The sequence below is a fragment of the Halomonas sp. DN3 genome, assembly GCF_024137905.1.
GTDB classification, from domain to species: Bacteria; Pseudomonadota; Gammaproteobacteria; order Pseudomonadales; family Halomonadaceae; genus Halomonas; species Halomonas litopenaei.
In genome coordinates, this window is the sequence record NZ_CP099965.1 from 1,806,701 (window position 1) to 1,831,474 (window position 24,774).

Genomic DNA, 24,774 nt, shown 5'->3' on the forward strand with positions numbered 1-24,774 from the left:
TCTGTTGGCCGGGCCTTGAGCGATAACTCGACGAGGTAGCCTCCATGCAACTCGATCACATCCTGAACGGCATCGCCGAGCTTGGTGAGCGTCCGCCCTTGTCCGACTGGCAGCCCGAACCGAGCGGCGAGATGGACCTGGTGATCGCCCGAGACGGGCGCTGGATTCACGAAGGCAGTCCGATCCAGCGTCCAGAGCTGGTGCGCCTTTTTGCGCGCATCCTGCTACGGGAGGACGACGGCCACCATTACCTGGTCACGCCTATCGAAAAGTGGCGGATCAGCGTCGAGGACACCGCCTTCGTAGTGCTGGAGGCCGAGCAGGCAGACGCTCAGCGGGAAGGCCAGCCAAAAGGCCAGCCAGAAGACCACGTAGACCAGCGCTGGTGGCTGACCACCAACGTCGGCGAGCGTATCGCCCTGGGTCAGGAGTATCGACTGTCGCTGTCGACGACACCGGCGGGCGAGGAGGTGCCCGAGGTGTGCCTGCCCTATGGCGTGAGTGCTCGACTCGGGCGTAACGTCTTTTACCGTCTGGTCGAGCAGGCCGAAGCGCGCAGCGAATGCGGCGAGCTGGGGCTTACCAGCGACGGCGTGTGGCAGCCGCTGGGACGCCTGGAGGGTGACGCGCACTGATGGCTTCACCTGCATTGGAGCGGCTCGCGCTGACACCCGAACAACGCTGCGTTGTCGCCCACCCGGCAGGCCACGCCAGGGTCGCGGCGGTGGCCGGAGCGGGCAAGACCACCACCCTGGTGGCCAGGGTACTGCACCTGCTGTCCCACGGAGTCAGCGCCCGGCGCATGATGGTGCTGATGTTCAACCGCGCCGCCCGGGAAGACTTTCAGCGCCGTCTGGTGGCCATGGCCGAACCCGGAATGGAACTGCCGGAGGTGCGTACCTTTCACTCTCTCGGACATCGCCTGAGTCAGAGCCTGACCCGCTGGGGCGCGCTGCCACGGCGCGAACTGCTGACCGCAGACTGGCAGCAGGAGCGACTGCTGCGCCAGGCGACCCTGGAGGCGTTGGCCCAGGTCGACGAGGATCGCGACGCCGCGCTCGAGCCCGATCGCATCGAGGAACTCGCCCACTTCTGTTCGCTGGTCAAGGCCGAGGTGATCGACCCCCAGTTGCTGTATGAGCGGCTCGAGCTCGGCGAGGGGACTCGCCACTTCGTCGTCGCCCACCAGTGTCTCGAGACCTTGCTGGCCGATCACGGCGTGATGACCTATTCGGATCTGCTGTATCGACCGCTGCTGGCACTCGAAGGTGATCCCGCGCTGCGCCATCGGGTTCAGGGCTTCCTCGACCATGTGATCATCGACGAGTATCAGGACATCAATGCCGCCCAGCAGCGGTTGTTGGCGGTGCTGGCCGGCGACCAGGCTTCGGTGATGGCGGTGGGTGACGCCAACCAGTGTATCTACGAATGGCGCGGCGCCCACCCGGAGGCCATGCTCGAGAACTTTACCCGGATCTTCGGTGCCGCCACCGACTACCCCTTGTCCACCACCTTTCGCCATGGTCACGCCTTGGCGCTGGCCGCCAATCATGCCATCGCCGGCAACCCGCGTCGCCCGGACCAGCTATGCCTGGCGGCGCCCACCAATCCGCGCACCGAGCTCAAGGTGGCACGGGGCGCCAGTGCCTTCCTCGATGGACTCAAGCGCTGGGTGGAAGCCGGCCGTCGTCTCGACGAAGCCTGTCTGCTGGTACGTAGCTGGACCCTGTCGGTGCCGATGCAGCTGGCGCTGTTGCGCGAGGGCATTCCCTTTCGCCTGGCCCGGGAGGATCGCTTCGTCTTTCGCCTGCCGCTGGTGGAGGCTCTGGCCGGCTATCTATCGCTGGCGCTGTCGCCCGAGCAGCTGCGCGACCCTGGCGCGCTGATGCCGATGTTTGCCCAGCCGACCTGCTTCGTACCACGTGAAGTGCTTGCTGGCCTGGTTCAGCGCCTGGCCGACACCCAGACCTGGCCGGGGCCGGGCGACGCGCTGCTGGCGCGACTGAAGCCGCACCAGAAGCGCACCCTCAAGCGTCGCTGGCAACTGCTGTGCGAGCTGCCGAAGCTTGCCCATCTGTCCGCCGACGCGCTGCTCGAGCATGTGGTCGCGGAGGTCGAGGCGGAAAAGGTGCTCAAGCGCGCCGCCTCCCGCCGCGACAAGGGCGAGGAGGACGTGCGCCTGCTCGATGTCCTGATCGAGCAGGCTCGGGAGGTCGGCGACATCGCCACCTTTATCGAGCTGCTGCGGCGCCCGGTCCAGAACCGCGACGAAGGGGTGTTGATCAATACGGTTCATGGCGCCAAGGGCCTGGAGTGGCCGCTGGTGATGGTGGGGGCGGTCAATGAAGAGGACTTTCCCCACTACAGTCGTGACAACCCCCTGTCCCCCGAGCGTCTCGAGGAAGAGCGCAGGCTCTACTATGTGGCCATCACCCGGGCCATCGAACGCCTGGTCATCCTCCACGATGGCGGCGATCATCGTCCCAGCCGCTTTATCCAGGAGAGCGCCTGCCGCGACGCCAGCGCCGTGGCCAGGGCGCTGTACCGATGCGCTGACGGAGCCGACCCCGAGGAGGTGAGCGTCGCCGAGCCAGCACTGGTGGGGCGCTATCTGAATGCCCTGGGGCAGCCGCTGCCGATCAAGGCGCTTGAGCGAGCGCCAGGCAATGGCCACTACCAGGTGGGTGAGCGCATTCGCCACGGCGTCTTCGGTGACGGTGAGGTCGCCTTGGTGGAAGGCGACCCCGCCAATCCGGTCATCGAGGTGCGCTTCGATCGTGCCGGCAAGCGCCGCCTGATCGCCCATCGCGCCCCGATCGAGCGGCTGTCGAGCGCCTGATCAGGGCGCGGGCCACTTGTCGAGACGCGCGAAAACGCTTCGATACGATAAGGCTCCGGTGCGATAAAGCCTTGCGCCACCAGACAGTGTTCTGACATGAGAAGGAGTTCGTCATGACCCATCCCTTGATCGACGCCGATAGCCTGCGACACGCGCTAGACGGCGACACCCCGCCGCTGGTGCTGGACTGCCGCGTGCGCTTGAACGACCCCGAGGCCGGGGCGGCGCTGTGGCGTCAGGCCCATGTTCCCGGCAGTCTGCACCTGGATCTGGACCGTGACCTGTCCGGGCCCAGGGACGCTGGCTCCGGGGCAGGTGGGCGACACCCGTTGCCGAGCCACGCCGCCTTCACCGCGACCCTTCAGCGACTGGGCGTTGCACCTGAGCGCGAGGTGGTGGTGCTTGACGACGCCGGCGGCCAGCTGGCGGCGGCGCGGGCCTGGTGGATGCTGAGCGAGTGGGCCGGCCACCCGCGGGTGCGCCTGCTCGACGGAGGCCTCGCCGCCTGGGAGGGCATCAATGGTGACTGGGAGGTGGGGGAGGGTGCACCTCCTGCGCCGTCGCAGTGGACGCCCGACTTCGACGACAGTCGTGTCGTCGTCCTCGAGGAGATGGCGTCGACTGCGGCGCTGAAGGTGGACGCCCGGGCCGGAGAGCGCTACCGCGGCGAGGTCGAGCCGATGGACCCCCGAGCCGGGCATATCCCCGGCGCGGTCAACCGCCCCTGTAGCCTCAATCTGGATGACAATGGACGCTTCAAGTCCCCCGAGGCCCTGGCGCGAGAACTTCCACAAGCGCTGCCACAAGAGCAGACTCAAGAGCCGCCACAAGAGCAGACTCAAGATGAGCTGGCCGGGGCGTCGCAGCAGGGTCCTGGCGTGATTGCCTACTGCGGCTCCGGCGTTACCGCCTGCCATGACATCCTCGCCTATCGCCTGGCGGGGCTGCCGACCCCGCGCCTCTATGTCGGCTCCTGGAGCGAGTGGAGCGGCGATCCCGCACGCCCGGCCGAGACCGGCCCCGCCTCCGCTTCCTGACGCCACTGCTGACGCCCCTCGCTGGCACCGCTTTGTGGCGCCTGCAGCGGTCCTTCAGCGCCAGGCCAGTACCAACAACGAGCACGGCCCCGTCACCTGGTGACGGGGCCGTGCTCGCTGGTTTCTCGGCATCTCGCCGAACCATCGGTACGTGGTGAAGACGGGTCCTTGCCAACCGACGCAGCCTGGCCCGGTCGGTTTACTGTCTAGCGGCCCACCTCGCTGGCGCTTGGCTGGCCCGAGGCCGACTGGTCGGAGGTCGTCTTGCCAGAATCCGAGAGGGCGGCGTTTCCACGTCCCTCCAGGCGGCTGAGCAGCATGGCGTTGGCGGTATTGCCCATCACGTTCAGAGAGGTGCGGAAACCATCGGTGAAGCGGTCCACCCCGGCGACCACGGCGACGCCCTCCAGCGGCAGCCCTGCAGCCGACAGTACGGTGCTCATGGCCACCAGGCCAGCGCCCGGCACGCCAGCGGTGGAGAAGGATACCAGCAGGCCGGTGGTAAAGATGGTGGCGGCCAGGGTCAGGGTCACCTCGACGCCGAACAGCTGCGCCACGAAGAGCGCATTGAAGCCCTGTAGCACGGCGGCGCCGTCACGTTTAAGGGCGGTCCCGAAGGGCAGGGCGAAGGCGCTGAGCTGGTGTGGTGCGCCGTAGGCCCGGGCATTGTTGAGGGCGATCGGCAGGGTGGCGTTGGAGCTGGCGGTGCCAAGGGCAAAGCTCAGGGCCTCGCCGAAGTGGCGCAGGTAGGCCAGGGGCCGGGCACCTGTGATCGCCAGCAGGGCCAGATAGAACACCGCCATGGCGCCGATGGCCGCCAGCAGGCCGATCACGTACAGGCCGAGCTTCAACAGCAGGTCGAACCCCTGGGTGGCCACCACCGAGGCGATCAGCGCGAACACACCGATGGGCGCAAGCTTGAGTACCATCGACAGGATCTTGAGAGTCACGTCGTAGCCGCTCTGCAGCAGCGAGACCAGCGGCCGGCTCTGTTCCGGTAGCTGGCGGGCGGCCACGCCGACCAGGGCGGCGGCCAGGATGATCTGCAGCAGGTTGGCCTCGGCCAGCGCCTCGAAGGGGTTTTTCGGTACCAGGCCCACCAGCCACTGGGCCAGCGGGGTCGGGTCGCGGGCCTCGACGCCGGCGGCCTGAGCGCTGTCCACGCCGAGGCCCGGGGTCAGCCAGGCGGCCATGCCCATGCCGATGGCCAGGGCCACCGCGCTGGTCAGTACATAGAGCATCAGCAGCTTGCCGGCGTAGCGCCCGACGCTTTCGCTGCGATCGACCTGGGTAAAGCTCAGTACCAGAGCGCAGAACACCAGCGGCACCACGATAAACTGCAGAAGGCGCAGAAATACCTGACCCAGCGGGGTCAGCAGTTGGGTATCCAGGACGCCCGCCCACTGGGGCAGGAACAGATTGACGGCGCCGCCGGCCAGGATCCCGAGGATCAGGGCCAGCAGTATTTGACGGGTGTGGGCCATGGTATCTCCCTGTAGCGGCCTCGATCACGGCTGCCCTGTCGCTGTCCCTGGGCCTGGCCTTGAGCTCGGCCGGATAGGCCGATGACAAGGCGGGTGTGCGGCAGGGGGGCGATCGATAAGGGGGCACACTATTAGGGCTCGGCGATGTCTTGGCAAGAAGGCCAATAGACCGATTTGTTATGACGTTAAGTGTCTGCCCTGCAATAAAAAAACGGACGGGGCTGGGCCCGTCCGCTGAGGGTGTTGGCTAACGGGCGTGTCAACGCCCTGGGTCACGGTCGGGGCGCGTTCGGCAGCGACGCGGCCCGCCCGCGATCACATATTGGGATAGTTGGGACCACCGCCGCCTTCCGGGGCGACCCAGGTGATGTTCTGGGCGGGGTCCTTGATGTCGCAGGTCTTGCAGTGGACGCAGTTCTGGAAGTTGATCTGGAAACGCGGCTGGCCATCGTCACCCTCGACCACTTCGTAGACCCCGGCGGGGCAGTAGCGCTGAGCGGGCTCGGCGTACTCCGGCAGGTTCTTGTGGATCGGAATTTCCGAATCCTCGAGCTTGAGGTGGCAGGGCTGGTCTTCCTCGTGATTGGTGTTGGACAGGAACACCGAGGAGGGCTTGTCGAAGGATAGCTTGCCGTCGGGCTTGGGGTAGTCGATCTTCTCGAACTCGCTGGCGGGCTTGAGCGCCGCATGGTCCGCAGTGGTGTCGTGGACCCTGGGCAACTTGCCGCCGAGCAACTGATCGACGAAGTTGTAGGCGCCACCGCCCACGGTGCCGTACTTGTGGATCGCGGGACCGAAGCTGGCGGTCTGCTCGAGTTCCTTGTAGGCCCAGCTGTCCTGCCACCTGGCCTCGAACGCCTTGAGTTCGTCGCCGCCCTCGTTGCCGTCCTTGAGCGACTCGAACACGCTTTCTGCCGCCACCAGACCGGACTTCATGGCGGTGTGGATGCCCTTGATCTTGGCGAAGTTGAGGGTGCCGGCGTCACAGCCGATCAGCAGCCCGCCGGGGAAGGTCATCTTCGGCAGGCAGTTGAGGCCGCCCTTGGCGATGGCACGGGCCCCGTAGGCCACCCGCTTGCCGCCTTCCAGGTAGCGCTTGAGCACCGGGTGGTGCTTCATCCGCTGGAACTCGTCGAACGGCGACAGGTAGGGGTTCTGGTAGGCCAGGTCCATGATCAGGCCGACCACCACCTGCTGGTTCTCGGCGTGGTAGAGAAACCAGCCGCCGTGGGTGTTCTTGTCCAGCGGCCAGCCGGAGCCGTGCAGCACCAGCCCTGGCTCGTGCTGCTCCGCCGGTACGTCCCACAATTCCTTGAGACCGATGCCGTAGTGCTGGGGATCCTTGCCCTCGTCCAGGCGGAATTCGCGGATCAGGCGCTTGCCGATGTGGCCACGGGCGCCCTCGGCGAACAGGGTGTACTTGGCGCGAAGTTCCATGCCCGGCATGTAGCCGCCTTTCTCGCTGCCATCGGCGGCCACGCCCATGTCGCCGATCAAGATGCCGCGCACCACCCCGTCCTCGACGATGGCGTCCTGGGCGGCGAAGCCCGGGAAGATCTCGACGCCCAGGGACTCTGCCTGTTCGGCTAGCCAGCGGCACAGGTTGCCGGCGCTGATCACATAGCGGGTGATGTCGCCACCGGTGTTGTGCATGCTCTTGGGCACCAGGGCGTTGGGCAGCTTCTGGGCCTTCTCGGCGTCCTTGAGCAGGTACAGCTCGTCACGCACCGCCGGGGTGGTCAGCGGGGCGCCGCGCTCCTCCCAGTCGGGGAACAGCTCGAATAGCGCGCGGGGCTCGAGCACCGCTCCGGACAGAATATGGGCGCCCACCTCGGAGCCCTTCTCGACCACGCAGACGGTCAGCTCCTGCTCGGCCTCGTTGGCCTGCTGCATCAGTCGGCAGGCGGCGGCCAGTCCAGACGGACCGGCGCCGACGATGACCACATCGAACTCCATGGTGTCGCGTTCTACTTGTTCTGCCATCGGGTGCTTTCCTCCTCGGCGTGACGTCGGGGTGCCACCAACGTCGTACAGATTTTAAACGGTCGTTTGCTTCACGGTGTGTCCCATGATAGGCATAATAGCGTCGTCGGGTCATCCTTACGATGGTCGACCCTCCCCAATGGTCGACTCGGCATGCGGGGATTGTTGCCAAGGCCCGGCCTGTGGCACATTGAAGGTACGCACCGAGCCCCTATCAAACGCTTGCATGAAACGCATAAGGGCATAGCGAAAAGTTCTCAATCGTGGTGTCCTCTCGGGACACGCGATGCGTAAATCGATGCGGTGCCCGTCACCGCCAACGTGTTGATGGTTCCTTCCTTACATTCAAGGTTCCCCAGATGAACCAAGCGAGGACAACATGAAAGTACTCGTCGCGGTCAAACGCGTCATCGACTACAACGTCAAGATCCGGGTCAAGCCGGATGGCAGCGACGTTGACTTGACCAACGTCAAGATGGCCATGAATCCCTTCTGCGAAATCGCCGTGGAAGAGGCGGTGCGCTTGAAGGAGAAGGGCGTGGCGACCGAGGTGGTGGCGGTGACCGTGGGGCCGAAGGCGGCGCAGGAACAGCTGCGCACGGCCCTGGCGCTGGGGGCCGATCGCGCCATCCACGTCGAGAGCGACGAGCGCGTTGAATCGCTGGGCGCGGCCAAGGCACTGGCCAAGGTGGTCGAGAAGGAAGCGCCGCAGCTGGTCATCCTCGGCAAGCAGGCGATCGACTCCGACAACAACCAGACCGGCCAGATGCTGGCCGCGCTGACCGGCATGGCCCAGGGCACCTTCGCCTCCGAGGTGGAAGTCGAAGGCGAGACCCTCAAGGTCATCCGCGAGATCGATGGCGGCCTGCAGACGGTGTCGCTGAAGCTGCCGGCGGTGGTTACTACCGACCTGCGCCTGAACGAGCCGCGCTACGCCAAGCTGCCTGACATCATGAAGGCCAAGAAGAAGCCGATGGACGTGATGACCCCGGCCGATCTGGGCGTCGAGGTAGCCAGCCGTCTCAAGCTGGTCAAGGTCGAGCCGCCGGCCGAGCGCCAGGGTGGCGTCAAGGTGGGCTCCGTGGACGAGCTGGTGGACAAACTGAAGAATGAAGCGAAGGTGATTTCATGAGCATTCTGGTTCTGGCAGAACACCACGACGGCCAGCTGGCCGACGCCACCGCCCACGTGGTGGCCGCCGCCCAGGCTATCGGTGGTGATATCGACGTGCTGGTCGCCGGTCAGGACGTGGCCGCCGTGGCCGAGGCCGCAGCCAAGCTGGATGGTGTCAGCAAGGTGCGTGTCGCCGACAGCGAGACCTTCGCTCACCTGCTGGCCGAGCCCACCGCCGACCTGCTGGTGGCCCTGGCCGACGACTACAGCCATGTGCTGGCGGCCGCCTCCACCACCGGCAAGAACGTGCTGCCGCGCCTGGCGGCACTGAAGGACGTGGCCCAGATCTCCGAGATCATCGCGGTAGAGAGCGCCGACACCTTCAAGCGTCCGATCTACGCCGGCAACGCCATCGCCACCGTCCAGAGCGAGGACGCGCTCAAGGTCATCACCGTGCGTTCCACCGCCTTCGACGCCGTCGGCCAGGGTGGCTCCGCTGCCATCGAACCGGTCGAGGCGAGCATCGACAACAGCCTGTCGAGCTTCGTCGGTGAAGAGCTGGCCAAGAGCGATCGTCCCGAGCTGGGGGCTGCCCGCGTGGTCATCTCCGGTGGTCGCGGCATGGGCAGCGGCGAGAACTTCAAGATCCTCGACAACATCGCCGACAAGCTGGGCGCCGCCATCGGTGCGTCCCGTGCGGCGGTGGATGCCGGCTTCGTGCCCAACGACATGCAGGTCGGCCAGACCGGCAAGATCGTGGCGCCGGACCTGTACATCGCCGTGGGCATCTCCGGTGCCATCCAGCACCTGGCCGGGATGAAGGACTCCAAGGTCATCGTCGCCATCAACAAGGACGAGGAGGCGCCGATCTTCCAGGTCGCCGACTATGGCCTGGTGGCCGATCTGTTCGAGGCCATTCCGGAGCTCGACAGCAAGCTCTGAGTGCAAGATGTAGAAACGGTGTGCCGGCTAGGCCGGCAACGCTGACAAACGCCGTGGCGGCCAACGCCACGGCGTTTTTATTGGTGGGTGTCTGGCATCGATGTGCATGGCCGCCAACCCCTCGCCAGGCGTGCCGATCCGCTGTCGGACAGGGGCGTCGATGCCCTTGCCCGAGAGGTGTTGACAGCGATGAACTCGGGGTAGAGGCACCTTGCTCGCATTGATAACAATTCGTGTTTCGGGTACTGTCGTGGCATTTGACGCGGCGCCCCAAGGCGGCGCGAGAGCAGGTCGGAGGCCTTGGAATGGCGAACAAGCAGATCAACGGGCGGCCCTTCGCCGGGCCGTCACAGGCTAGCCCCAGCGATGTGGTGACGGCTGGCGCAGCGGCAAGGAACAGCCTGCTGGGTGTCTCCTGTGCGCTGGCGCTGGCGCTGGGGCACAGCGGGGTAGCCCAGGCACAGAACACGGCGGACAATCTCGGCGATGAGGCCCTGGCGGCACAGACCACCCAGGCCGAGCTGCAGGCGCGGATCGACCAGGCCGACGACGAGGTGCGTCAGCGTATCGAGGCGCTGCGCCAGGCCGAGCAGGAGGCCCAGCGGCTTCAGTCCTACAACCAGGCGCTGGCCCCCCAGCTCGAGCAGCTCAAGGCGACCCTCGAGCAGCGCAGTCAGGGCATGGCGACCATGGCCGAGACCCGCGACGCCCTGCCGGGCCTGTTGAACGACATGACCCGCCGCCTCGACGCCTGGGTCGATCAGGACGTGCCATTCCTCCATGGCGAGCGCAAGGCCCGGGTGGCGTCGCTCGAGGCCTCCCTGGCCAACCCCGAGCTGACCGCAGCCGAGAAGCTCGAGCGGGTGCTGGCGGCCTGGCGTGCCGAGCTCGACTATGGGCGCGATCTCGATGCCTGGCGCGGCACCCTGGAAGAGGGCGATCAGACCCGCGAGGTCGACTTTCTGCGACTGGGACGCGTGGGCTGGTACTACCTGACCCCGGATGGCCAGAACGGTGGCGTATGGAACGACGGAGGCTGGCAGTCGCTGTCCGCTGCCGAGCGCGACCAGGTGGAGAAGGGCCTGCAGATCGTGCGTGACCAGCGTGCACCGGAACTGCTGACGCTGCCGCTGACCCAACCGATCGAGGAGCGTTCCTGATGGTGTCTTTGACGGATTTCCCGGTGTCGCTGAACCGGCACAACTCGATGGGCAAGGGCCTCGCCCGCAGGCTGGTGCTGGGTGCCGCCGTGGCCGCGCTGCTGGCCGCCGCTGCGCCTGCCGCCATGGCCCAGCAGGACAGCGATAGCGACAGCGTACTGTCGAGCTTCAAGCTGGAGCGAGAGGCCGCCGAGGCACGTGATCAGGCGAGGTTGGCCGAGCTGGTGGAGGACAGTGACGCGCTGTCCGCCGCGCTCGAGGAGGCCGAGGCCCGTCGTGACGCCGCCCGGGAAGAGCGTGAGCGTCTGGAGGCCGAGATGGCCGAGGCGCGTCAGGCGCTGGACGAGATCGGTGCCCAGCGTGATGCCGAGGGCGGCGACCTCAACGCGGTGTTCAGCGCGGTGGCCGGCACCAGTGGTGAACTGAGAGACGATCTCGGCCAGAGCCTGCTGACCCTGGGCGCCGACGTCGATTTGCCGCCGCGGCTGGACGACGACGCCATCTTGACCGTCGCCCAGATCGAGACCCTGGCCGACAGCCTGATGGGGCTGACCGCCGAGACCGGGCTGGTGCGTCGATTCGAGGCGCCGGTGGCCGCAGGCAGCGGTGAGGTCGCGCCACGTCAGGTGACCCGTGTGGGTGACCTGATGGCCTTTGGCGGCGGCCAGTTGCTCGAGCGGGTCGGCGAAGAAGGGCGGCTCTCCGCCCTCGAGCACACCCCTGAGCGCGTCGGCGCTGTGCTCGACGCTTATCAGTCAGGTGATGGCCAGCTGCTGCCGGTGGATCCCGTCGACGGACGGGTGATCGAGGCGCTGTCGCGCCAGCCCACGCTGCTCGAGCGCTTTCATCAGGGCGGTGCGGTCGGCTATGTGGTGGTCGCCCTGGGCGCCCTGGGTCTTTTGATCGCCCTTGGCCAGTATCTGTACCTGCTGCGGGTCAGCATGACCACCCGTCGCCAGCTCGCCAACATGGATGAGCTGTCCAATGACAACCCCCTGGGCCGGGTGCTTCAGCGCTTCCACGCCTTTGGTGCCGGCCATGCTCCCGAAGCCCTGGAGGCACGTCTGGACGAGTCGATGCTGGCCGAGCAGCCGCGTCTCGAGCGCGGCCAGGCGCTGGTCAAGATGCTCGCCGCGGTGGCGCCGCTGCTGGGCCTTTTAGGCACGGTGACCGGCATGATCGTGACCTTCCAGTCGATCACGGTGTTCGGCACCGGCGACCCCCAGTTGATGGCCGGCGGTATCAGTCAGGCGCTGGTGACCACGGTGCTGGGCCTGATCACCGCGGTACCGCTGCTGTTCGCCCATACCGCCATGTCGTCACGCTCGCGCGCCCTGATCGGCACCATGGAAGGCCGCGCCAGCGCGGTGCTGGCCGACCGTCTGGAAGCCGATCGCAAGGCGCTGCAGCCGGCCACCGACGCAAAGCAAGGAAGCCGGCGCCATGCCGATGCACCCCTGGCTTGATCCCCTCGTCCGGCTGATCGACGCCGGCGGGCCGGTGCTGGTGGTGATCGCCGTGGTGGCCATGCTGCTGTTCTCGGTGGGGCTCGAGCGCTGGTGGTTCTTTCGCTTCCACTATCGCCCGGCCCGGGCCGAACTGATGCGCCGCTGGGTCGAGCGGCCCGACCACCAGAGCTGGAGTGCCCGCACCCTGCGCGAGGTCTGGGTAACGGAGCTGATCCGACGGCTGCGTGGCCCCTTGCCCTGGTTGAAGCTCCTGGTGGTGATCTGCCCGCTGCTCGGACTGCTCGGCACCGTGACCGGCATGATCACGGTATTCGACAGTCTGTCCATGGCCGACAGCAACCAGGCCCGGGCCATGGCCGACGGCGTTGCCCGGGCCACCTTGCCGACCCTGACCGGGATGGCGGTGTCGGTGGTGGGGCTTCTGTTCATTACACGGCTCGAACATATCATTCGGCGCGAGGATCAGCGGCTACACGACCGCCTTGCCCGCGCCGCGGAGGATGCACATGCGTAGACGTCGACTGTCCGCCGGCGCCGAAGAGGCCAGCGAGGTCAACCTGACCCCGATGCTGGACGTGGTCTTCATCATGCTGATCTTCTTCATCGTGACCACCAGCTTCATCAAGGAGAGCGGGGTAGAGATCGAGCGCCCCGAGTCCAGCGCCGCCTCTTCCCGTCCCGACGTCCAGGTGCTGGTGGCGATCACGCCGGAAGGCGCCTTGTGGGTGGACGGTGAGCCGGTGGACATCCATCGCGTCGGCACTACCGTCGCCGGCATGCTCTCCGAGGATGGTTCGGTGGTGATCCAGGCCGATCGCAATGCCGCCACCGGGGTGCTGATCGAGACCATGGACCGGCTGCGCGACGCTGGTGTCGACAAGGTTGCCGTCGCCGCCGAAAGGAGCTCCGACGCATGAGGCGAGTGGTCTCTCTGGCGGCGGGTAGCCTGCTGACCCTGGTACTGTTCGCCCTGCTGGCGCTGCTGGTGGTGCCACCGGAGGCCGAGCCTGAGCTGCGCGAGGAAATCACCCTGAGCCTGGCCGAGGCGGTGGCGCCCCAGGCCGAGGCCCCGGCGGAGGCCTCCGCTGCTTCGGCATCGGCGCCGCCACCTCCACCACCGGTGGCCGCCGCGCCGCCGCCGCCGTCCCCGGCCCAGACCGCTGTCAGCGAGATCCAGTTGCCGGACCCCGAGGTGGTACCGCCGCCACGAGAGCCCAAGGCGCTGGACAGCGCCTTGCCGGAGTTGACCGAGACGCCGCCAGAACCTGAGCCAGAGCCCGAACCTGAGCCCAGCCCCGAACCGAAACCCCGGCCGGAGCCGACGCCGCAGCCTGAGCCCGCACCGCAGCCCGAGCCTGCACCACAGCCATCGCCAGCGCCCAGCGTGGCCACCAATGCGACCAGCAACACGGGCAGCGCCAGCGCGGCGGGGGCCGGCGCTGCCGCGCCTGCCTCCAACGAGCCGGTGGACGTGGGCACCTCTGCCCGGGCCACGCGCAAGGTACCGCCGGAGTACCCGCGCCGGGCCCAGCGTCGTGGGCTCGAGGGCTATGTGGTGATGCAATTTATCATCCGCGCCGACGGCAGCGTTGATCGCGGCAGCATTCAGGTACTCGAGGCAAGCCCCCGCCGGGTATTCGAGGACGCTGCGCGTCAGGCCATCGCCGGCTGGCGCTTCGAGGCGGCGTCCGGGCTTCGGCGAGCGCGCCAACGTCTTGAGTTCCAGTTGAGATAAGAGAGACATCAAAAGGGGCGATCGCCATGGCAGTAGTGTTAAAGACCACCCCGCTGGGGCGCAATCTGCAAGGCGCCGGCGTCGCCCTGGCGCTTGGCCTGATGGCGGGTCTGGCCGTCGCACTGGCAAGCCCTGCGGCAAGCGCCGCGCCGACCCTGTCCGGTGGCATCATCGCCGACCTCAAGAGCCTCGAGCAGCGCCTGGCCGACGACCCGGCAGGGGTCGAGGCCAAGGCCGAGAGCCAGGCCGAGCGGCTAGCCGGGGGCAACGCCTCGGACCGCTGGGCCAGGGCGCTGTACCTGCAGCTTGCCGCCGGGGCGGCGTCGGCCCAGAATCGGCCCGAGGAGGCCGCCGATCACCTGGCCAGCGCCCGTCGGGTCGACGGGGTCGAGCAGGCCCAGCGGGATCGCTGGCTGCGCCAGGAGATTGAACAGCGTATCCAGGCGCAGCAACGTCAGCAGGCGCGGGCGCTGCTGGAGGACTGGCTGTTACGCCACGAGGATGTCGAGGCACTTTGGACCCTGGCCGAGCTGGCGGCCGCCGACGAGGACTGGGAGGCCGCCGCCGACGGGGTCGAACGGGCCAAGGCGGCGGACCCGCAGCCGAGTCAGGCGCGGCTCGATTTCGCCGGTGGCGTGATGCACAAGAGCGGTCGTCTCGATCAGGCCCTGGCGGCCCTGGAGGCGCGGCTTGCCGCCGATCCGGCCGATGCCGATGCCTGGCGCCGGGCCGCGGCCATGGCCCAGCGTCTGGGTGATCCGCTCCGCGCCGCGGCACTGTGGGAAGCCGGCTGGCGTCAGGGCGCCCTGTCCGGCAACGATGACCTTGAGCGTCGTATCGAGCTCCACCTGGCCGCCGGTACCCCCGCCCGCGCCGCCGAGCTGCTCGAACGGGCGCTGGCGGAAGGCGTCCTTGAGGATAGCGAGCAACGTCGCCGGTTGCTGGCCGAGGCCTGGTTTCAGGCTCGCGACCATGACCAGGCGCTGGACGCCTGGCAGACCCTTGCCGAGCGTTCCGACGCTGGCTCGGACTGGCTCCGGTTGGGACAGATTGCCGCAGGCTGGGGCCGCGAACAGACCGCGCGCGAGGCATTGAACCGCGCACTTGCCAAGGGCGAGGACGAGGCGCAAACCTGGCTGGGCGCGCTGTCTGCGGGCTCGCAGACGGGGCAGGGCGCGGCCGCTGAACCTGGCGCTGGCGCCACGGATTCACCTCGACCCTCCGATGAGGGCGCTGGCTGAGGCGGCTCGCTGCCTTGTGGCAAAAATGACCCTCAGCGTAGAATTCGCCCCATGAAGAATTCCAGAAGCCTCATATTGCTGGTCATCGTTCCCGCGGTGGCCGTGGTCCTGCTCGGGGCGGCCATCTTTGGCTCCCAGGCGATGTCCGACAGCCGTCTGGACGATGACGCGCGCGCCGCCCTGGCGGCGTCCCTTCAGACCTCGGCACCGATCGAGCTCGCCAACTTGCAGGAGGTGCGCTACGGCTATGGCGTGTGCGGCTCCTATCGGCTGGCATCGGACGAAGGCTTTGCCTCCTTCTATCTTGATACCCAGAGCGGCGAGGTGGAGCTGGACGTCAACTCCCGTCGTTTCAATACCCACTGTGGCCTGTCGGCGCTGTGCTGATGGCATCCATCGACGGTGACCGGTGTTGGTCGGCGGTTGACGACTGAGCCACCTTCGTCGACACAGGCTCGTGCCGGCACTTTCTCAAGGAGACGTTTTCATGCGCACGTTCAAGGGCACCCTGGTTGCCGGACTGCTGTCGCTGCTCGCGGCTACCCCGGTGATTGCCGCCGAGCTAGAGATCAGCGACGCCAGGCTGCGCATGCTGCCCGGCGACCGCCCCGGTGCCGGTTACTTCAAGCTCTACAATGCGGGCGACGAGCCGGCAGCGGTGGTCGGAGCAGAGACCGACGCCTACGCCTCGGTGGAGCTGCACATGAGCATGGAGAAAGACGGCATGGCCATGATGCACGGTGTCGAGCGCTTCGAAGTGCCCCCCGGCGAGACCCGCGAGTTCGCCCCCCAGGGCTATCACCTGATGTTCATGAAGCCGCAACAGTCGCTGAACATTGGCGATGAAGTGGAGGTCCGCCTGATCCTCGAAGGGGACGAGCGCATCGAGACGACCTTCGAGGTGGTCTCGCCGGCGGCGCTGTAGCGACGCTCTTGAGACAGCTGAGACTGCTGAGACAGTTGGTTCGGCAAGGTGATGTCGAGAGAACGGTGTCGGCAGAGCAGGGGCTGCAAACTAGAGCCGAGACAACGGCCCATGAAATGAAAGCTACGAGGTTGGCAATGCGACAGGGCAGGACCGGCGGCAATGGCAGGGTGCAGAGCAGGGGAGCTGGTGCGAGCCAGGCAGTCACCAAGGCTAGTGCGGCACTGCTGCTGACGGCTGCGCTGTTTGCCCTTGCCGGCTGCGAGGACGTCAACTGGCGTGGCACCGACATCTCCGACGCCATGCCGGCGCTGGACTTCGAGCTGATCGACGAGAACGGCCAGCAGGTCGATGAGGGTGACTACGCCGGCAAGACGACCCTGGTCTACTTCGGCTTCACCCACTGCCCGGACGTCTGTCCCACCGCGCTGGCGCGGCTGTCAGCGGCGATTCGGGAACTCGACGAGCCGACCCGCGACGCCGTCCGGGTGCTGTTCGTCTCGGTGGATCCCGAGCGCGACAGTCCCGAGGTGCTCGACGCCTATACCGAAGCCTTCGGACCGCGGTTTATCGGTCTTACCGGCGACAAGGCGGCCCTCGACGCGGTCACCAACCGCTACCGCGTCAGCTATCGTCTGGGCGAGCCGGAAGCCGACGGCAGCTACGACGTCGACCATTCCAGCGCCATCTTCGCCTTCGATTCAGGCGGCGACGCCCGTCTGCTGATGCGTGACACCGATCCGGTAGACTCCATCGCCGCAGACATTCGAAGGCTGGTGGAGAAGGGGTAGGCGAGCGTCGACAGCGGATCAGCGCATCGCTTCCCAGTCGTCGGCATCCACCGCCGGGTCGAAGGGCGCATCGTAGCGAAGGACGCTGCCCCGCAATTGCTCGAGGTCGGCAAGAACGGCGGCATCGTCGGGACAGTAACGACGTATCTCGACGCCAGGCCGACCACGCTCGTCGGTGACGATGACCGAGTCGCCGGTGGTTTCCACCTGGCGAAGGATGTGCATCGCGTGCGTCTTGAAGTGGGACTTCGATACCGTTTTCTTCATCGGGTCGCCCCTGTGGCCTTGTCGTGAGCAAGCTCGGCGTCGCGATGGGTTCTCGACCATCTCTCGGGCGGCTCTCGATCGGTTCTCGATCGGCTCTCAAGCGGTTCTCGATCGGCGCTAGGCCCGTTACAGATGAAACCTGTCTTCATCGACGATAACGCCGGGCCTTTCTTGCAGGAAATCCTCATCGGCCCTCGGCAGGTCACGCAGGGAGCGCCAGGATGGCCGAACGGGGCGCAGCGTGATCACGTCTCCTTCCCTGGTGATCGCCAGCTCCCCAAGACCTTCATAGGCCATGTCGGCGGGAAGCTCGATGGTCTGCTTCTTGCCGTTCTGCTTCTTGCCGTTCTGGATGATTTTCACGGTACGCATGTTGCACCTCCTGCATGTGCGCTATCTGGGCAACGGTAGTCTCCTTGCAGGCCACTGCAAAGCAGATACCTTGCTTTATGGCGCAAGCCAAGGGGCACCTGGCGGATCGCTAGTGTGAACGGCGGTTTCGACAGAAGTGAACGGTGGCGAAGGGATCTGTCGGTTCGAGAGCTGGCTTGTGCAGGAGGGGCATCAGGAGAGGTGCATTAGACGATACCAGCGATATCAGCAAACGAGGGTCCTTGGATCAAGCAACCGCTGGTGCTGGTTCAGGGCGCTGGTTCAAGCCTCGGGTTTGAACACAAGGGCCAGCCGGTGGGCGGCCCTTGTTGCTGTTCGGGTGTCGAGACGGGGAGGGTGGCGCTAAAGATCCAGTTCGGTCCACACCGGGGCGTGGTCCGAGGGTTTTTCCATGGCGCGCAGGTCGTAGTCGATGCCGGCGTCGGTGACGCGCTCGGACAGCGGTGCCGTGGTCAGGATATGGTCGATGCGCAGGCCCCGCTTGGGTTCGCGATCGAAGCCCTTCGAGCGATAGTCGAACCAGCTGAAGCGATCGTCCACCTCGGGGTAGAGGCGGCGATAGCTGTCCTCGAGGCCCCAGGCCTTGATGCCATCCAGCCATTCGCGCTCGATCGGCTGAAAGCTGGTCTTGCCTTCGCGCAGCCAGCGCTTGCGGCTGGCCTCGCCGATGCCGATATCGATGTCGGCGGGCGAGATGTTGAAGTCGCCCATCACGGCCAGGCGTTCGCTGGGGGAGTGGTCCTCGTCGAGCAGGCGCTGGAGCTGGGCGTAGAAGGCGCGCTTGTGGGGAAACTTGGTCGGGTGCTCGATGTTCTCGCCCTGGGGGAAATAGCCGTTGTAGACCCATACAGGCTCGCCGTCGGCGGCGCGCAGACGCACGCCGATCATGCGGCGCTGGGCGTCTTCACCGTCGTCGGGAAAGCCATAGCGAACCTCCTCCGGGGCCTCGCGGGTCAGCATGGCGACGCCGTAGTGACCCTTCTGGCCATGGAAGTGCACCTGATAGCCCATGGCTTCCACCGCCTCGCGGGGGAATTCACTGTCCTGGACCTTGGTTTCCTGCAGCCCGATCAGGTCGGGCTGGTGGGAGGCGATCAGCGCCTCGAGCTGGTGCAGGCGTGCGCGGATGCCGTTGATGTTGAAGCACACCAGGCGCATTACTGCTCTCCCTTGTTGCTGTCGCTGTTACTGCTGTCCGGCCCCTTGCCTTCGGGGTGAATCTCGATCGACGGGGCGGCGCGCATGCGCTCCAGCCGGCGTGCGGCCTGGGCCTTGCGCTGCTGGCGCTTCTTGGCGGAGAAGCGCCGTGATGAGATGACCTCATCGGGATTTTCGTGGCGCCACTGCTTGTAGTCCTTGCGCCGACCGGTACGGATGGTCACCTTGTCGGCCAGGGAACGGGTCTTCTTGCGGCGTGTCATGACGCGGGGCTCCTGTATTCAATGGGCACATTCTATCAGTGCGGGGCCGCCAGGACAGCCGCCAGACACGATTCGATGCGCATCGGGCAAGCCCAAACGGTCAGACGCTGGTACAATACCCGGCTTGAGGAAACTCGAGGGGGGCCCTGTGCCGTTGCCTCGACGCTTTCCGCTTTCCTTCAACTTCTCTTCGAGACGGACACACAGCACAGCCTATGAGCGAGTCGGAACAGACCACCGCACCGGCCGAGAGCCGCAAGCCCAAGCGTCGTCGCCGCAAGCCGAGGCGCCGCCAGTCCAACTGGGATCTGCGCCAGTTTCAGGTGCCCGCCGTGGCGGGCAAGTGGCGGTTCCACGACTTCGATCTGCCGCTGCCGCTGATGCGCGCCATCCATGCGCTCGGGTTCGAGTACTGCACGCCGATTCAGGCCGAGGCCCTCACCCACACCCTGATGGGTGGAGACGTGGTGGGCAAGGCCCAGACCGGTACCGGCAAGACCGCCGCCTTCCTGATCTCCATGATGGCCTACTTCCTCGAGGAGGAGGTGCCGGATGGCCAGAAGCCGGGGACGCCGCGCGCACTGATCGTGGCGCCGACCCGCGAGCTTGCCCTGCAGATCGAGAAGGACGCCAAGGCCCTGGCGCGCTTCACCTCGCTCAAGGTGACCAGCGTCGTCGGTGGCATGGACTACCAGAAGCAGCGCGAGGGGCTTGCCGGCAACGTCGATATCCTGGTGGCCACTCCGGGCCGCCTTCTGGACTTCCAGCAGAAGCGAGACATCGACCTCGGTCAGGTCGAGGTGCTGGTGCTGGACGAGGCCGATCGCATGCTGTCGATGGGCTTCATTCCCGACGTCAAGCGCATCATCCGCTACACGCCGAAGACCGAAGAGCGGCAGACCTTCCTGTTCTCCGCGACCTTCACCGAGGACATCCTCAACCTGGCCAGCCAGTGGACCCATCAGCCGGCCCACGTCGAGATCGCGGTCACCGTGGATAACGCCGCCGATATCGATCAGCGGGTGTACATGGTGGGCGACGAAGACAAGCAGCGACTGCTGGTCAACCTGCTGCAGCAGGAGTCGTTCGACCGGGTGATGGTGTTCGGCAATCGCCGCGATCTGGTGCGCAAGCTGCTGGATCTGCTGAAGAAGGCCGACATCAATGTGGCCATGCTGTCCGGCGATGTGCCGCAGAACCAGCGCATCCGCACCCTGGAGCAGTTCCGCGAGGGCGAGATTCAGGTACTGGTGGCCACCGACGTGGCCGGCCGTGGCATCCATATCGAGGACGTCAGCCACGTGATCAACTACACCCTGCCCGAGGATCCGGAGGACTACGTCCACCGCATCGGGCGCACCGGCCGTGCCGGCGCCAAGGGCGTGTCGATCAGCTTCGTGGGTGAAGAAGACGCCTTCTCGCTGCCCGAAATCGAGCGCTTCATCGGCGATAAGCTGCCCTGCGAGCATCCGCCGGAAGGGCTTCTGTAAGCCCGTCAGGCGTTTGACGCTTGTACGCAGTCAGGGCCGGCCCAGCGCCGGCCCTTTGCGTCTCTCCCCCTTGTCCTTTTTCTCAATTGTCGTGGACCCGCCATGCTAGACGACGCCCTCAAGAGCGAGATTCAAAGCGCCTATCGTCGGGTGCTGGAGGCGCTGGAGCTGACCCCGCGCTACGGCCAGCGGCTGATGATCGCCGAGATCTCCCGCACCCTGGCCGGCATCGAGACCGACGAGGATGGCAAGCGGGTGAGCGACGAGCACGTCTGTGTGCTGGAGGCGGGCACAGGTACCGGCAAGACCCTGGCCTACCTGTTGGCGGCGTTGCCGGTGGCCAAGGCGCGCGGCAAGCGCCTGGTGCTGGCCACCGCCACGGTGGCGCTGCAGGAGCAGGTGCTGCACCAGGACCTGCCGTCGCTGAAGGCCCACAGCGGATTGTCCTTCGACTTTGCCCTGGCCAAGGGGCGCGGGCGCTACGTGTGCGTGGCCAAGCTCGACGCGGCCATGGACGGCGCCGAGGAAAACCCGACCCTGTCGCTGTTCGAGCAGAGCCTGGACGCCGCCACCGGCGATGACTTCAAGGCGCTGGTGGCCGCCATGGGAGACGCCTACGGCAACGGTCGCTGGGAAGGGGATCGCGACAGCTGGGGCGAGGCCATCGACGATAGCCATTGGCGGCGACTGACGGTGGATCACCGCCAGTGCACCAATCGCCGCTGCGGGCACTTCGGTGCCTGTGCCTTCTTTCGTGCCCGGCGCGACCTGGATCAGGCCGACGTCATCGTCGCCAACCATGACCTGGTGCTGGCGGATCTGGCGCTCGGCGGCGGCCTGGTGCTGCCCGACCCTGCCGACTGTATCTACGTCTTCGACGAGGGCCACCACCTGCCGGACAAGGCGATCTCCCACTTCACCCATCGCTTCAGCGTGGGCGGCGGGCTGCGCTGGCTGAGAAACCTCAGGGGCTCGCTGACCGAGCTGAATACGGCCCTGGGTGTGCAGCCGACCCTGGCGCGACTGCTGGGCGCGCTGCCCACCGCGATGGAAGCGCTGGAGCCACGCCTGGGCGAGGTGTTTGCGCTGGGCCACCAGCTGGCCGAGCGGCCCCATGGGCTCAACGACGATGAGGACGGTGCTCAGCACCGCTTCGAGATGGGGCGTGTGCCCGAGGCCCTGCGGGCCCAGGCCGAAGCGCTGGTGGTGCCCTTCGCCGAGCTCTGCCGTCTGCTCGAGTCGATGACCGACATCCTGCGTGAGAGCCTGGACCCGGAGAAGTCCACCGGCCTTGCCCGGGAGCAGTCCGAGGCCTGGCTGCCGCTGCTGGCGCTGCTGCACGGCCGGGCGCTGGAGGCCCACGCCCTGTGGCAGGCCTTTGCCGAGGGCGATCCGGCGGACGCGCCGCCGCGGGCACGCTGGCTGACCCTGGAGCGCTTCCAGGGCGAGCCCGAGCTGATCTTCTCGGCCAGTCCGGTATCCGCGGCCCATACCCTGGCGCGTTCGTTGTGGGGGCGCTGTCACGGCGCTGTGGTGACCTCGGCCACCCTGACCGCCCTGGGCCGTTTCGAGCGCCTGCAGGAGAGGGCGGGGCTGGCCAACCGCTATCGCTACCAGCGTCTGCCGAGCCCCTTCGACTATTCCCGGGCGGTGCTCAGCGTGCCCCGGGAGGCGGTGGACCCCGCCGACCGCGATGGCCACGAGCGGGCCATCGTCGACTTCGTCGAGGCTCTCGACGACAAGGAAGCGGTGCTGGTGCTGTTCTCGTCCCGGGCCCAGCTGCGCGGGGTGGAGAAGGCCCTGTCGCGGGAGCGCCGAGAGCGAGTGCTGGCCCAGGACCGTCTGCCCAAGCGTGAGCTGGTCAGCCGCCATCGCCAGCGTATCGACGCCGGCGAGGGCAGCATCCTGTTCGGTCTGGCGAGCTTCGCGGAGGGCATCGACCTGCCCGGCGACTACCTGACCCATGTGGTGATCACGCGGCTGCCGTTCGCCGTGCCGGACGACCCGGTGGGAGCGACGCTGGCGGAATGGATCGAGAGCCAGGGCGGCAACCCGTTCATGCGCATCAGCGTGCCGGATGCCTCGATCAAGCTGGTCCAGGCCTGTGGTCGGTTGATCCGCAAGGAGGCCGACCGTGGCCGCATCACCTTGCTGGATCGCCGCGTGCTGACTCGCCGCTACGGCCGCGCGCTGCTCGACGCATTACCGCCCTTCGTGCGCGAGATCGACGGCGTAAGCCAGGCCGGCTGAGGAGCCAGGGAGTCGCGCCTCGCGACCCAGGCGTGATATGCCGGCAGAAGCAAAGAGCCCGCCAACTTGGCGGGCTCGTCGCTATCGTGGGCATGGCTGTCGTGGGCGTTGCTTCTGCAGGCGTCGCTGGCGCTGGGGATGATGGCGCCGCTGGCGCCTGGCGTCGGGGCCTTTCAGCCCCTTGCCCCGCACCAGGGGCGAATCAATTCACCCGCTTTGCCAGCTCCGGCGCCAGGCGTTCGTTCATGCTGCGGAAGGCCTCCACGGTGGTGTCCCAGTCGATGCAGGCGTCGGTCACGGAGACGCCGTAGGCCATTTCGCTCAGGTCCTCGGTGATCTTCTGGTTGCCCCAGCCGATATTGGACTCGACCATCAGGCCGATGATCGAACGGTTGCCGTCGAGAATCTGGTGGGTGACGTTGTCGAGCACCAGCGGCTGCAGGGCGGCGTCCTTGTTGGAGTTGGCGTGGGAGCAGTCGATCATGATGTTGGGCTTGACCCCGGCCTTCTTCAGCTCCTGCTCGGCCAGCGCCACGCTCACGCTGTCGTAGTTCGGCTTGCCGTTGCCCCCGCGCAGCACGACGTGGGCGTAGGCGTTGCCGCGGGTGCGGATGATCGCCACCTGGCCCTGCTGGTCGATGCCCAGGAAGTTGTGCGGGTGAGCCACCGACTGCAGCGCATTGACGGCCACGTCGAGGCTGCCGTCGGTGCCGTTCTTGAAGCCCACCGGGCATGACAGGCCGGAGGACATCTCGCGGTGGGTCTGGGACTCGGTGGTGCGGGCGCCGATGGCCGACCAGCTGATGCAGTCCTGCAGATACTGGGGCGAGATCGGGTCGAGTGCCTCGGTGGCCAGCGGCAGGCCCAGCTCGGAGAGCTCCACCAGCAGGCGACGGGCGATGTGCAGGCCTTCCTCGATCTCGAAGGAGCCGTTCAGGTGGGGGTCGTTGATCAGACCCTTCCAGCCCACGGTGGTGCGCGGCTTCTCGAAGTAGACGCGCATCACGATGTACAGGCTGTCCTTCACCTCGTCGGCCAGGCGGCGCAGGCGACGTGCGTAGTCCAGCGCGGCGTCCACATCGTGGATCGAGCAGGGGCCCACCACCATCAGCAGCCTGGGATCGGTGCCGTCGAGGATGTTCTGCACGGTCTTGCGGCCCTCGATCACCGTGGCCTCGGCCTCGGGAGAAAGAGGAATTTCCTGCTTCAACTGCTCAGGAGTGACGAGAACATCCTGGGCCAGGACGTTGAGGTTGTTCACCTGCTTGTCGGACATGAGGTCTACCTGTGTGTATCGTGTCAGCGCTGACGTTTCTGCGTGGCTCTACTATCCCTTGAGGGAGGGGTAAATTCAATCGCCTGAGGGAACCTTGTCGCGCACCCGATGTCGGAGCGGCGTCGAGAGATGCACTCAGAGAACGCTTGATGCGAGCCAAGGAAACAGGAACACTTGTGCCTTTTATCATGACGAGACCCATGACCTATACATCGCCGACAGGCGAAAGGTGGCACCCTGTTGCCAAGGGCCAGACCGAGGGTCCGGCGTCGTCAGCCCGACATCGTCGGGGAGGAGAGACATGACGCCCAAGGAAACGGACCAGCAGCTGGTGGCGCGCGCGCAGAAGGGCGATACCCGAGCCTTTGACCTTCTGGTCAAGAAGTACCAGCACAAGATTCTGGGCCTGATCGGCCGCTACATCAGCGACCACGCCGAGGTGCAGGACGTGGCCCAGGAGGCCTTCATCAAGGCTTACCGGGCGCTTGGCAAGTTTCGCGCCGAGAGCGCCTTCTATACCTGGATGTACCGCATCGCCATCAACACCGCCAAGAATCATCTGGTGTCCCGCGGGCGTCGTCCGCCGGGCAGCGATCTGGATATCAATGACGCCGAGATCGTCGATATGAGTGGCCGGCTGGCCGATATCGAGACACCGGAGGCGTCCATCGCCAGGGACCAGCTCGAGGCGGCGGTATTCGAGGCGATCGAGAATCTTCCCGATGACCTGCGCACCGCCATCACCCTGCGCGAGCTCGATGGTCTTTCCTATGAAGACATCGCCCAGATCATGCAGTGCCCGGTGGGTACCGTGCGCTCGCGCATCTTTCGCGCCAGGGAAGCAGTGGATCAACATATTCAGCCGCTGATGACGACCTCGCGAAACGCCGAGTCACTTTCCTGATTCGCTATCGCGAGCCTGCGAGCTGGTCGTGGGCGCAGGGGTGAGGCAGGGCGA

General features: G+C 66.5%; 24 protein-coding genes. 17 read left to right on the forward strand and 7 right to left on the reverse strand.

The features are described from left to right. Positions 1 to 44: 44 nt before the first annotated feature. The 3 genes from NKF27_RS08040 to NKF27_RS08050 all read left to right on the forward strand — a co-directional run bounded on the left by NKF27_RS08040 (position 45) and on the right by NKF27_RS08050 (position 3,876). Positions 45 to 635, forward strand: coding sequence for a DUF1285 domain-containing protein (locus NKF27_RS08040; RefSeq protein WP_253555996.1), 591 nt, complete (start codon positions 45 to 47; stop codon positions 633 to 635). Further along, entirely contained in the window at positions 635 to 2,839 is a 2,205-nt protein-coding gene (locus tag NKF27_RS08045) for an ATP-dependent helicase (RefSeq protein WP_253555997.1), read from the forward strand. The genes NKF27_RS08040 and NKF27_RS08045 overlap by 1 nt, the downstream gene beginning before the upstream one ends. A gap of 113 nt (positions 2,840 to 2,952) precedes the next feature. Continuing rightward, entirely contained in the window at positions 2,953 to 3,876 is a 924-nt protein-coding gene (locus NKF27_RS08050) for a sulfurtransferase (RefSeq protein ID WP_253555998.1), read from the forward strand. Positions 3,877 to 4,082: 206 nt separating this feature from the next. Here the strand turns inward: NKF27_RS08050 and NKF27_RS08055 are convergent, their stop codons facing one another. Both NKF27_RS08055 and NKF27_RS08060 read right to left on the reverse strand, forming a co-directional pair. Next, a complete protein-coding gene (locus tag NKF27_RS08055; RefSeq protein WP_253556000.1) occupies positions 4,083 to 5,360 on the reverse strand; it encodes a dicarboxylate/amino acid:cation symporter in 1,278 nt (425 codons plus the stop codon). Positions 5,361 to 5,675: 315 nt separating this feature from the next. Further along, positions 5,676 to 7,343 (reverse strand): electron transfer flavoprotein-ubiquinone oxidoreductase, encoded by a 1,668-nt coding sequence (locus NKF27_RS08060; protein ID WP_253556002.1) that lies wholly within the window; start codon positions 7,341 to 7,343, stop codon positions 5,676 to 5,678. 379 nt (positions 7,344 to 7,722) lie between these two features. On the opposite strand from NKF27_RS08060, the gene NKF27_RS08065 reads away from it, so the two are divergent. The 11 genes from NKF27_RS08065 (at position 7,723) to NKF27_RS08115 (ending at position 16,719) form a co-directional block, all read left to right on the forward strand. Further along, complete coding sequence (locus NKF27_RS08065; RefSeq protein ID WP_045993416.1) at positions 7,723 to 8,475, forward strand: electron transfer flavoprotein subunit beta/FixA family protein; 753 nt, start codon at positions 7,723 to 7,725, stop codon at positions 8,473 to 8,475. Then, entirely contained in the window at positions 8,472 to 9,398 is a 927-nt protein-coding gene (locus tag NKF27_RS08070) for an electron transfer flavoprotein subunit alpha/FixB family protein (protein WP_045993417.1), read from the forward strand. The genes NKF27_RS08065 and NKF27_RS08070 overlap by 4 nt, the downstream gene beginning before the upstream one ends. A 305-nt stretch (positions 9,399 to 9,703) precedes the next feature. Further along, entirely contained in the window at positions 9,704 to 10,558 is an 855-nt protein-coding gene (locus tag NKF27_RS08075; RefSeq protein WP_213228660.1) for a DUF3450 domain-containing protein, read from the forward strand. Continuing rightward, positions 10,558 to 12,024: a MotA/TolQ/ExbB proton channel family protein gene (locus NKF27_RS08080; RefSeq protein ID WP_253556003.1), complete on the forward strand. Its 1,467-nt coding sequence runs from the start codon at positions 10,558 to 10,560 to the stop codon at positions 12,022 to 12,024. Before NKF27_RS08075 ends, NKF27_RS08080 begins: the two co-directional genes overlap by 1 nt. Next, positions 12,002 to 12,541, forward strand: coding sequence for a MotA/TolQ/ExbB proton channel family protein (locus tag NKF27_RS08085; protein WP_045993418.1), 540 nt, complete (start codon positions 12,002 to 12,004; stop codon positions 12,539 to 12,541). The genes NKF27_RS08080 and NKF27_RS08085 overlap by 23 nt, the downstream gene beginning before the upstream one ends. Next, a complete protein-coding gene (locus NKF27_RS08090) occupies positions 12,534 to 12,944 on the forward strand; it encodes a biopolymer transporter ExbD (RefSeq protein WP_108132694.1) in 411 nt (136 codons plus the stop codon). Before NKF27_RS08085 ends, NKF27_RS08090 begins: the two co-directional genes overlap by 8 nt. Continuing rightward, positions 12,941 to 13,762 carry an energy transducer TonB gene (locus NKF27_RS08095; RefSeq protein ID WP_253556004.1) on the forward strand — a complete coding sequence of 274 codons (822 nt, stop codon included), beginning with the start codon at positions 12,941 to 12,943 and terminating at the stop codon, positions 13,760 to 13,762. The genes NKF27_RS08090 and NKF27_RS08095 overlap by 4 nt, the downstream gene beginning before the upstream one ends. Before the next feature lie 26 nt (positions 13,763 to 13,788). After that, on the forward strand, positions 13,789 to 15,003 hold the full coding sequence (locus tag NKF27_RS08100; RefSeq protein WP_253556005.1) for a hypothetical protein: 1,215 nt from the start codon (positions 13,789 to 13,791) through the stop codon (positions 15,001 to 15,003). Positions 15,004 to 15,054: 51 nt separating this feature from the next. Beyond that, positions 15,055 to 15,390, forward strand: coding sequence for a hypothetical protein (locus tag NKF27_RS08105; protein WP_045993471.1), 336 nt, complete (start codon positions 15,055 to 15,057; stop codon positions 15,388 to 15,390). A 100-nt stretch (positions 15,391 to 15,490) separates the two neighbouring features. Next, positions 15,491 to 15,928 (forward strand): copper chaperone PCu(A)C, encoded by a 438-nt coding sequence (locus tag NKF27_RS08110; RefSeq protein ID WP_253556006.1) that lies wholly within the window; start codon positions 15,491 to 15,493, stop codon positions 15,926 to 15,928. A gap of 137 nt (positions 15,929 to 16,065) precedes the next feature. Then, on the forward strand, positions 16,066 to 16,719 hold the full coding sequence (locus NKF27_RS08115) for an SCO family protein (protein ID WP_367399257.1): 654 nt from the start codon (positions 16,066 to 16,068) through the stop codon (positions 16,717 to 16,719). Positions 16,720 to 16,737: 18 nt separating this feature from the next. On the opposite strand, the gene NKF27_RS08120 is transcribed toward NKF27_RS08115, so the two are convergent. From NKF27_RS08120 to NKF27_RS08135, 4 genes are all read right to left on the reverse strand, one after another. Further along, complete coding sequence (locus tag NKF27_RS08120; RefSeq protein WP_253556007.1) at positions 16,738 to 16,944, reverse strand: type II toxin-antitoxin system Phd/YefM family antitoxin; 207 nt, start codon at positions 16,942 to 16,944, stop codon at positions 16,738 to 16,740. Between the two features lie 168 nt (positions 16,945 to 17,112). Continuing rightward, a complete protein-coding gene (gene vapB / locus NKF27_RS08125; RefSeq protein WP_253556008.1) occupies positions 17,113 to 17,358 on the reverse strand; it encodes a type II toxin-antitoxin system VapB family antitoxin in 246 nt (81 codons plus the stop codon). Positions 17,359 to 17,721: 363 nt separating this feature from the next. Next, positions 17,722 to 18,537: an exodeoxyribonuclease III gene (gene xthA, locus NKF27_RS08130; protein ID WP_253556009.1), complete on the reverse strand. Its 816-nt coding sequence runs from the start codon at positions 18,535 to 18,537 to the stop codon at positions 17,722 to 17,724. Beyond that, complete coding sequence (locus NKF27_RS08135; protein WP_253556010.1) at positions 18,537 to 18,800, reverse strand: hypothetical protein; 264 nt, start codon at positions 18,798 to 18,800, stop codon at positions 18,537 to 18,539. Before NKF27_RS08135 ends, xthA begins: the two co-directional genes overlap by 1 nt. A 215-nt stretch (positions 18,801 to 19,015) precedes the next feature. Between NKF27_RS08135 and rhlB the strand changes: the two genes are divergently transcribed. Further along, on the forward strand, positions 19,016 to 20,290 hold the full coding sequence (gene rhlB / locus NKF27_RS08140; RefSeq protein ID WP_124804378.1) for an ATP-dependent RNA helicase RhlB: 1,275 nt from the start codon (positions 19,016 to 19,018) through the stop codon (positions 20,288 to 20,290). 102 nt (positions 20,291 to 20,392) lie between these two features. Beyond that, entirely contained in the window at positions 20,393 to 22,540 is a 2,148-nt protein-coding gene (gene dinG / locus NKF27_RS08145; RefSeq protein WP_253556011.1) for an ATP-dependent DNA helicase DinG, read from the forward strand. Between the two features lie 202 nt (positions 22,541 to 22,742). On the opposite strand, the gene NKF27_RS08150 is transcribed toward dinG, so the two are convergent. Beyond that, the gene (locus NKF27_RS08150; RefSeq protein WP_045993477.1) at positions 22,743 to 23,816 is read right to left on the reverse strand and encodes a 3-deoxy-7-phosphoheptulonate synthase; all 1,074 of its coding nucleotides are present in this window, start codon (positions 23,814 to 23,816) and stop codon (positions 22,743 to 22,745) included. 301 nt (positions 23,817 to 24,117) lie between these two features. Between NKF27_RS08150 and rpoE the strand changes: the two genes are divergently transcribed. Further along, the gene (gene rpoE / locus NKF27_RS08155; RefSeq protein WP_045993478.1) at positions 24,118 to 24,720 is read left to right on the forward strand and encodes an RNA polymerase sigma factor RpoE; all 603 of its coding nucleotides are present in this window, start codon (positions 24,118 to 24,120) and stop codon (positions 24,718 to 24,720) included. The last annotated feature ends 54 nt before the right edge of the window (positions 24,721 to 24,774 follow it).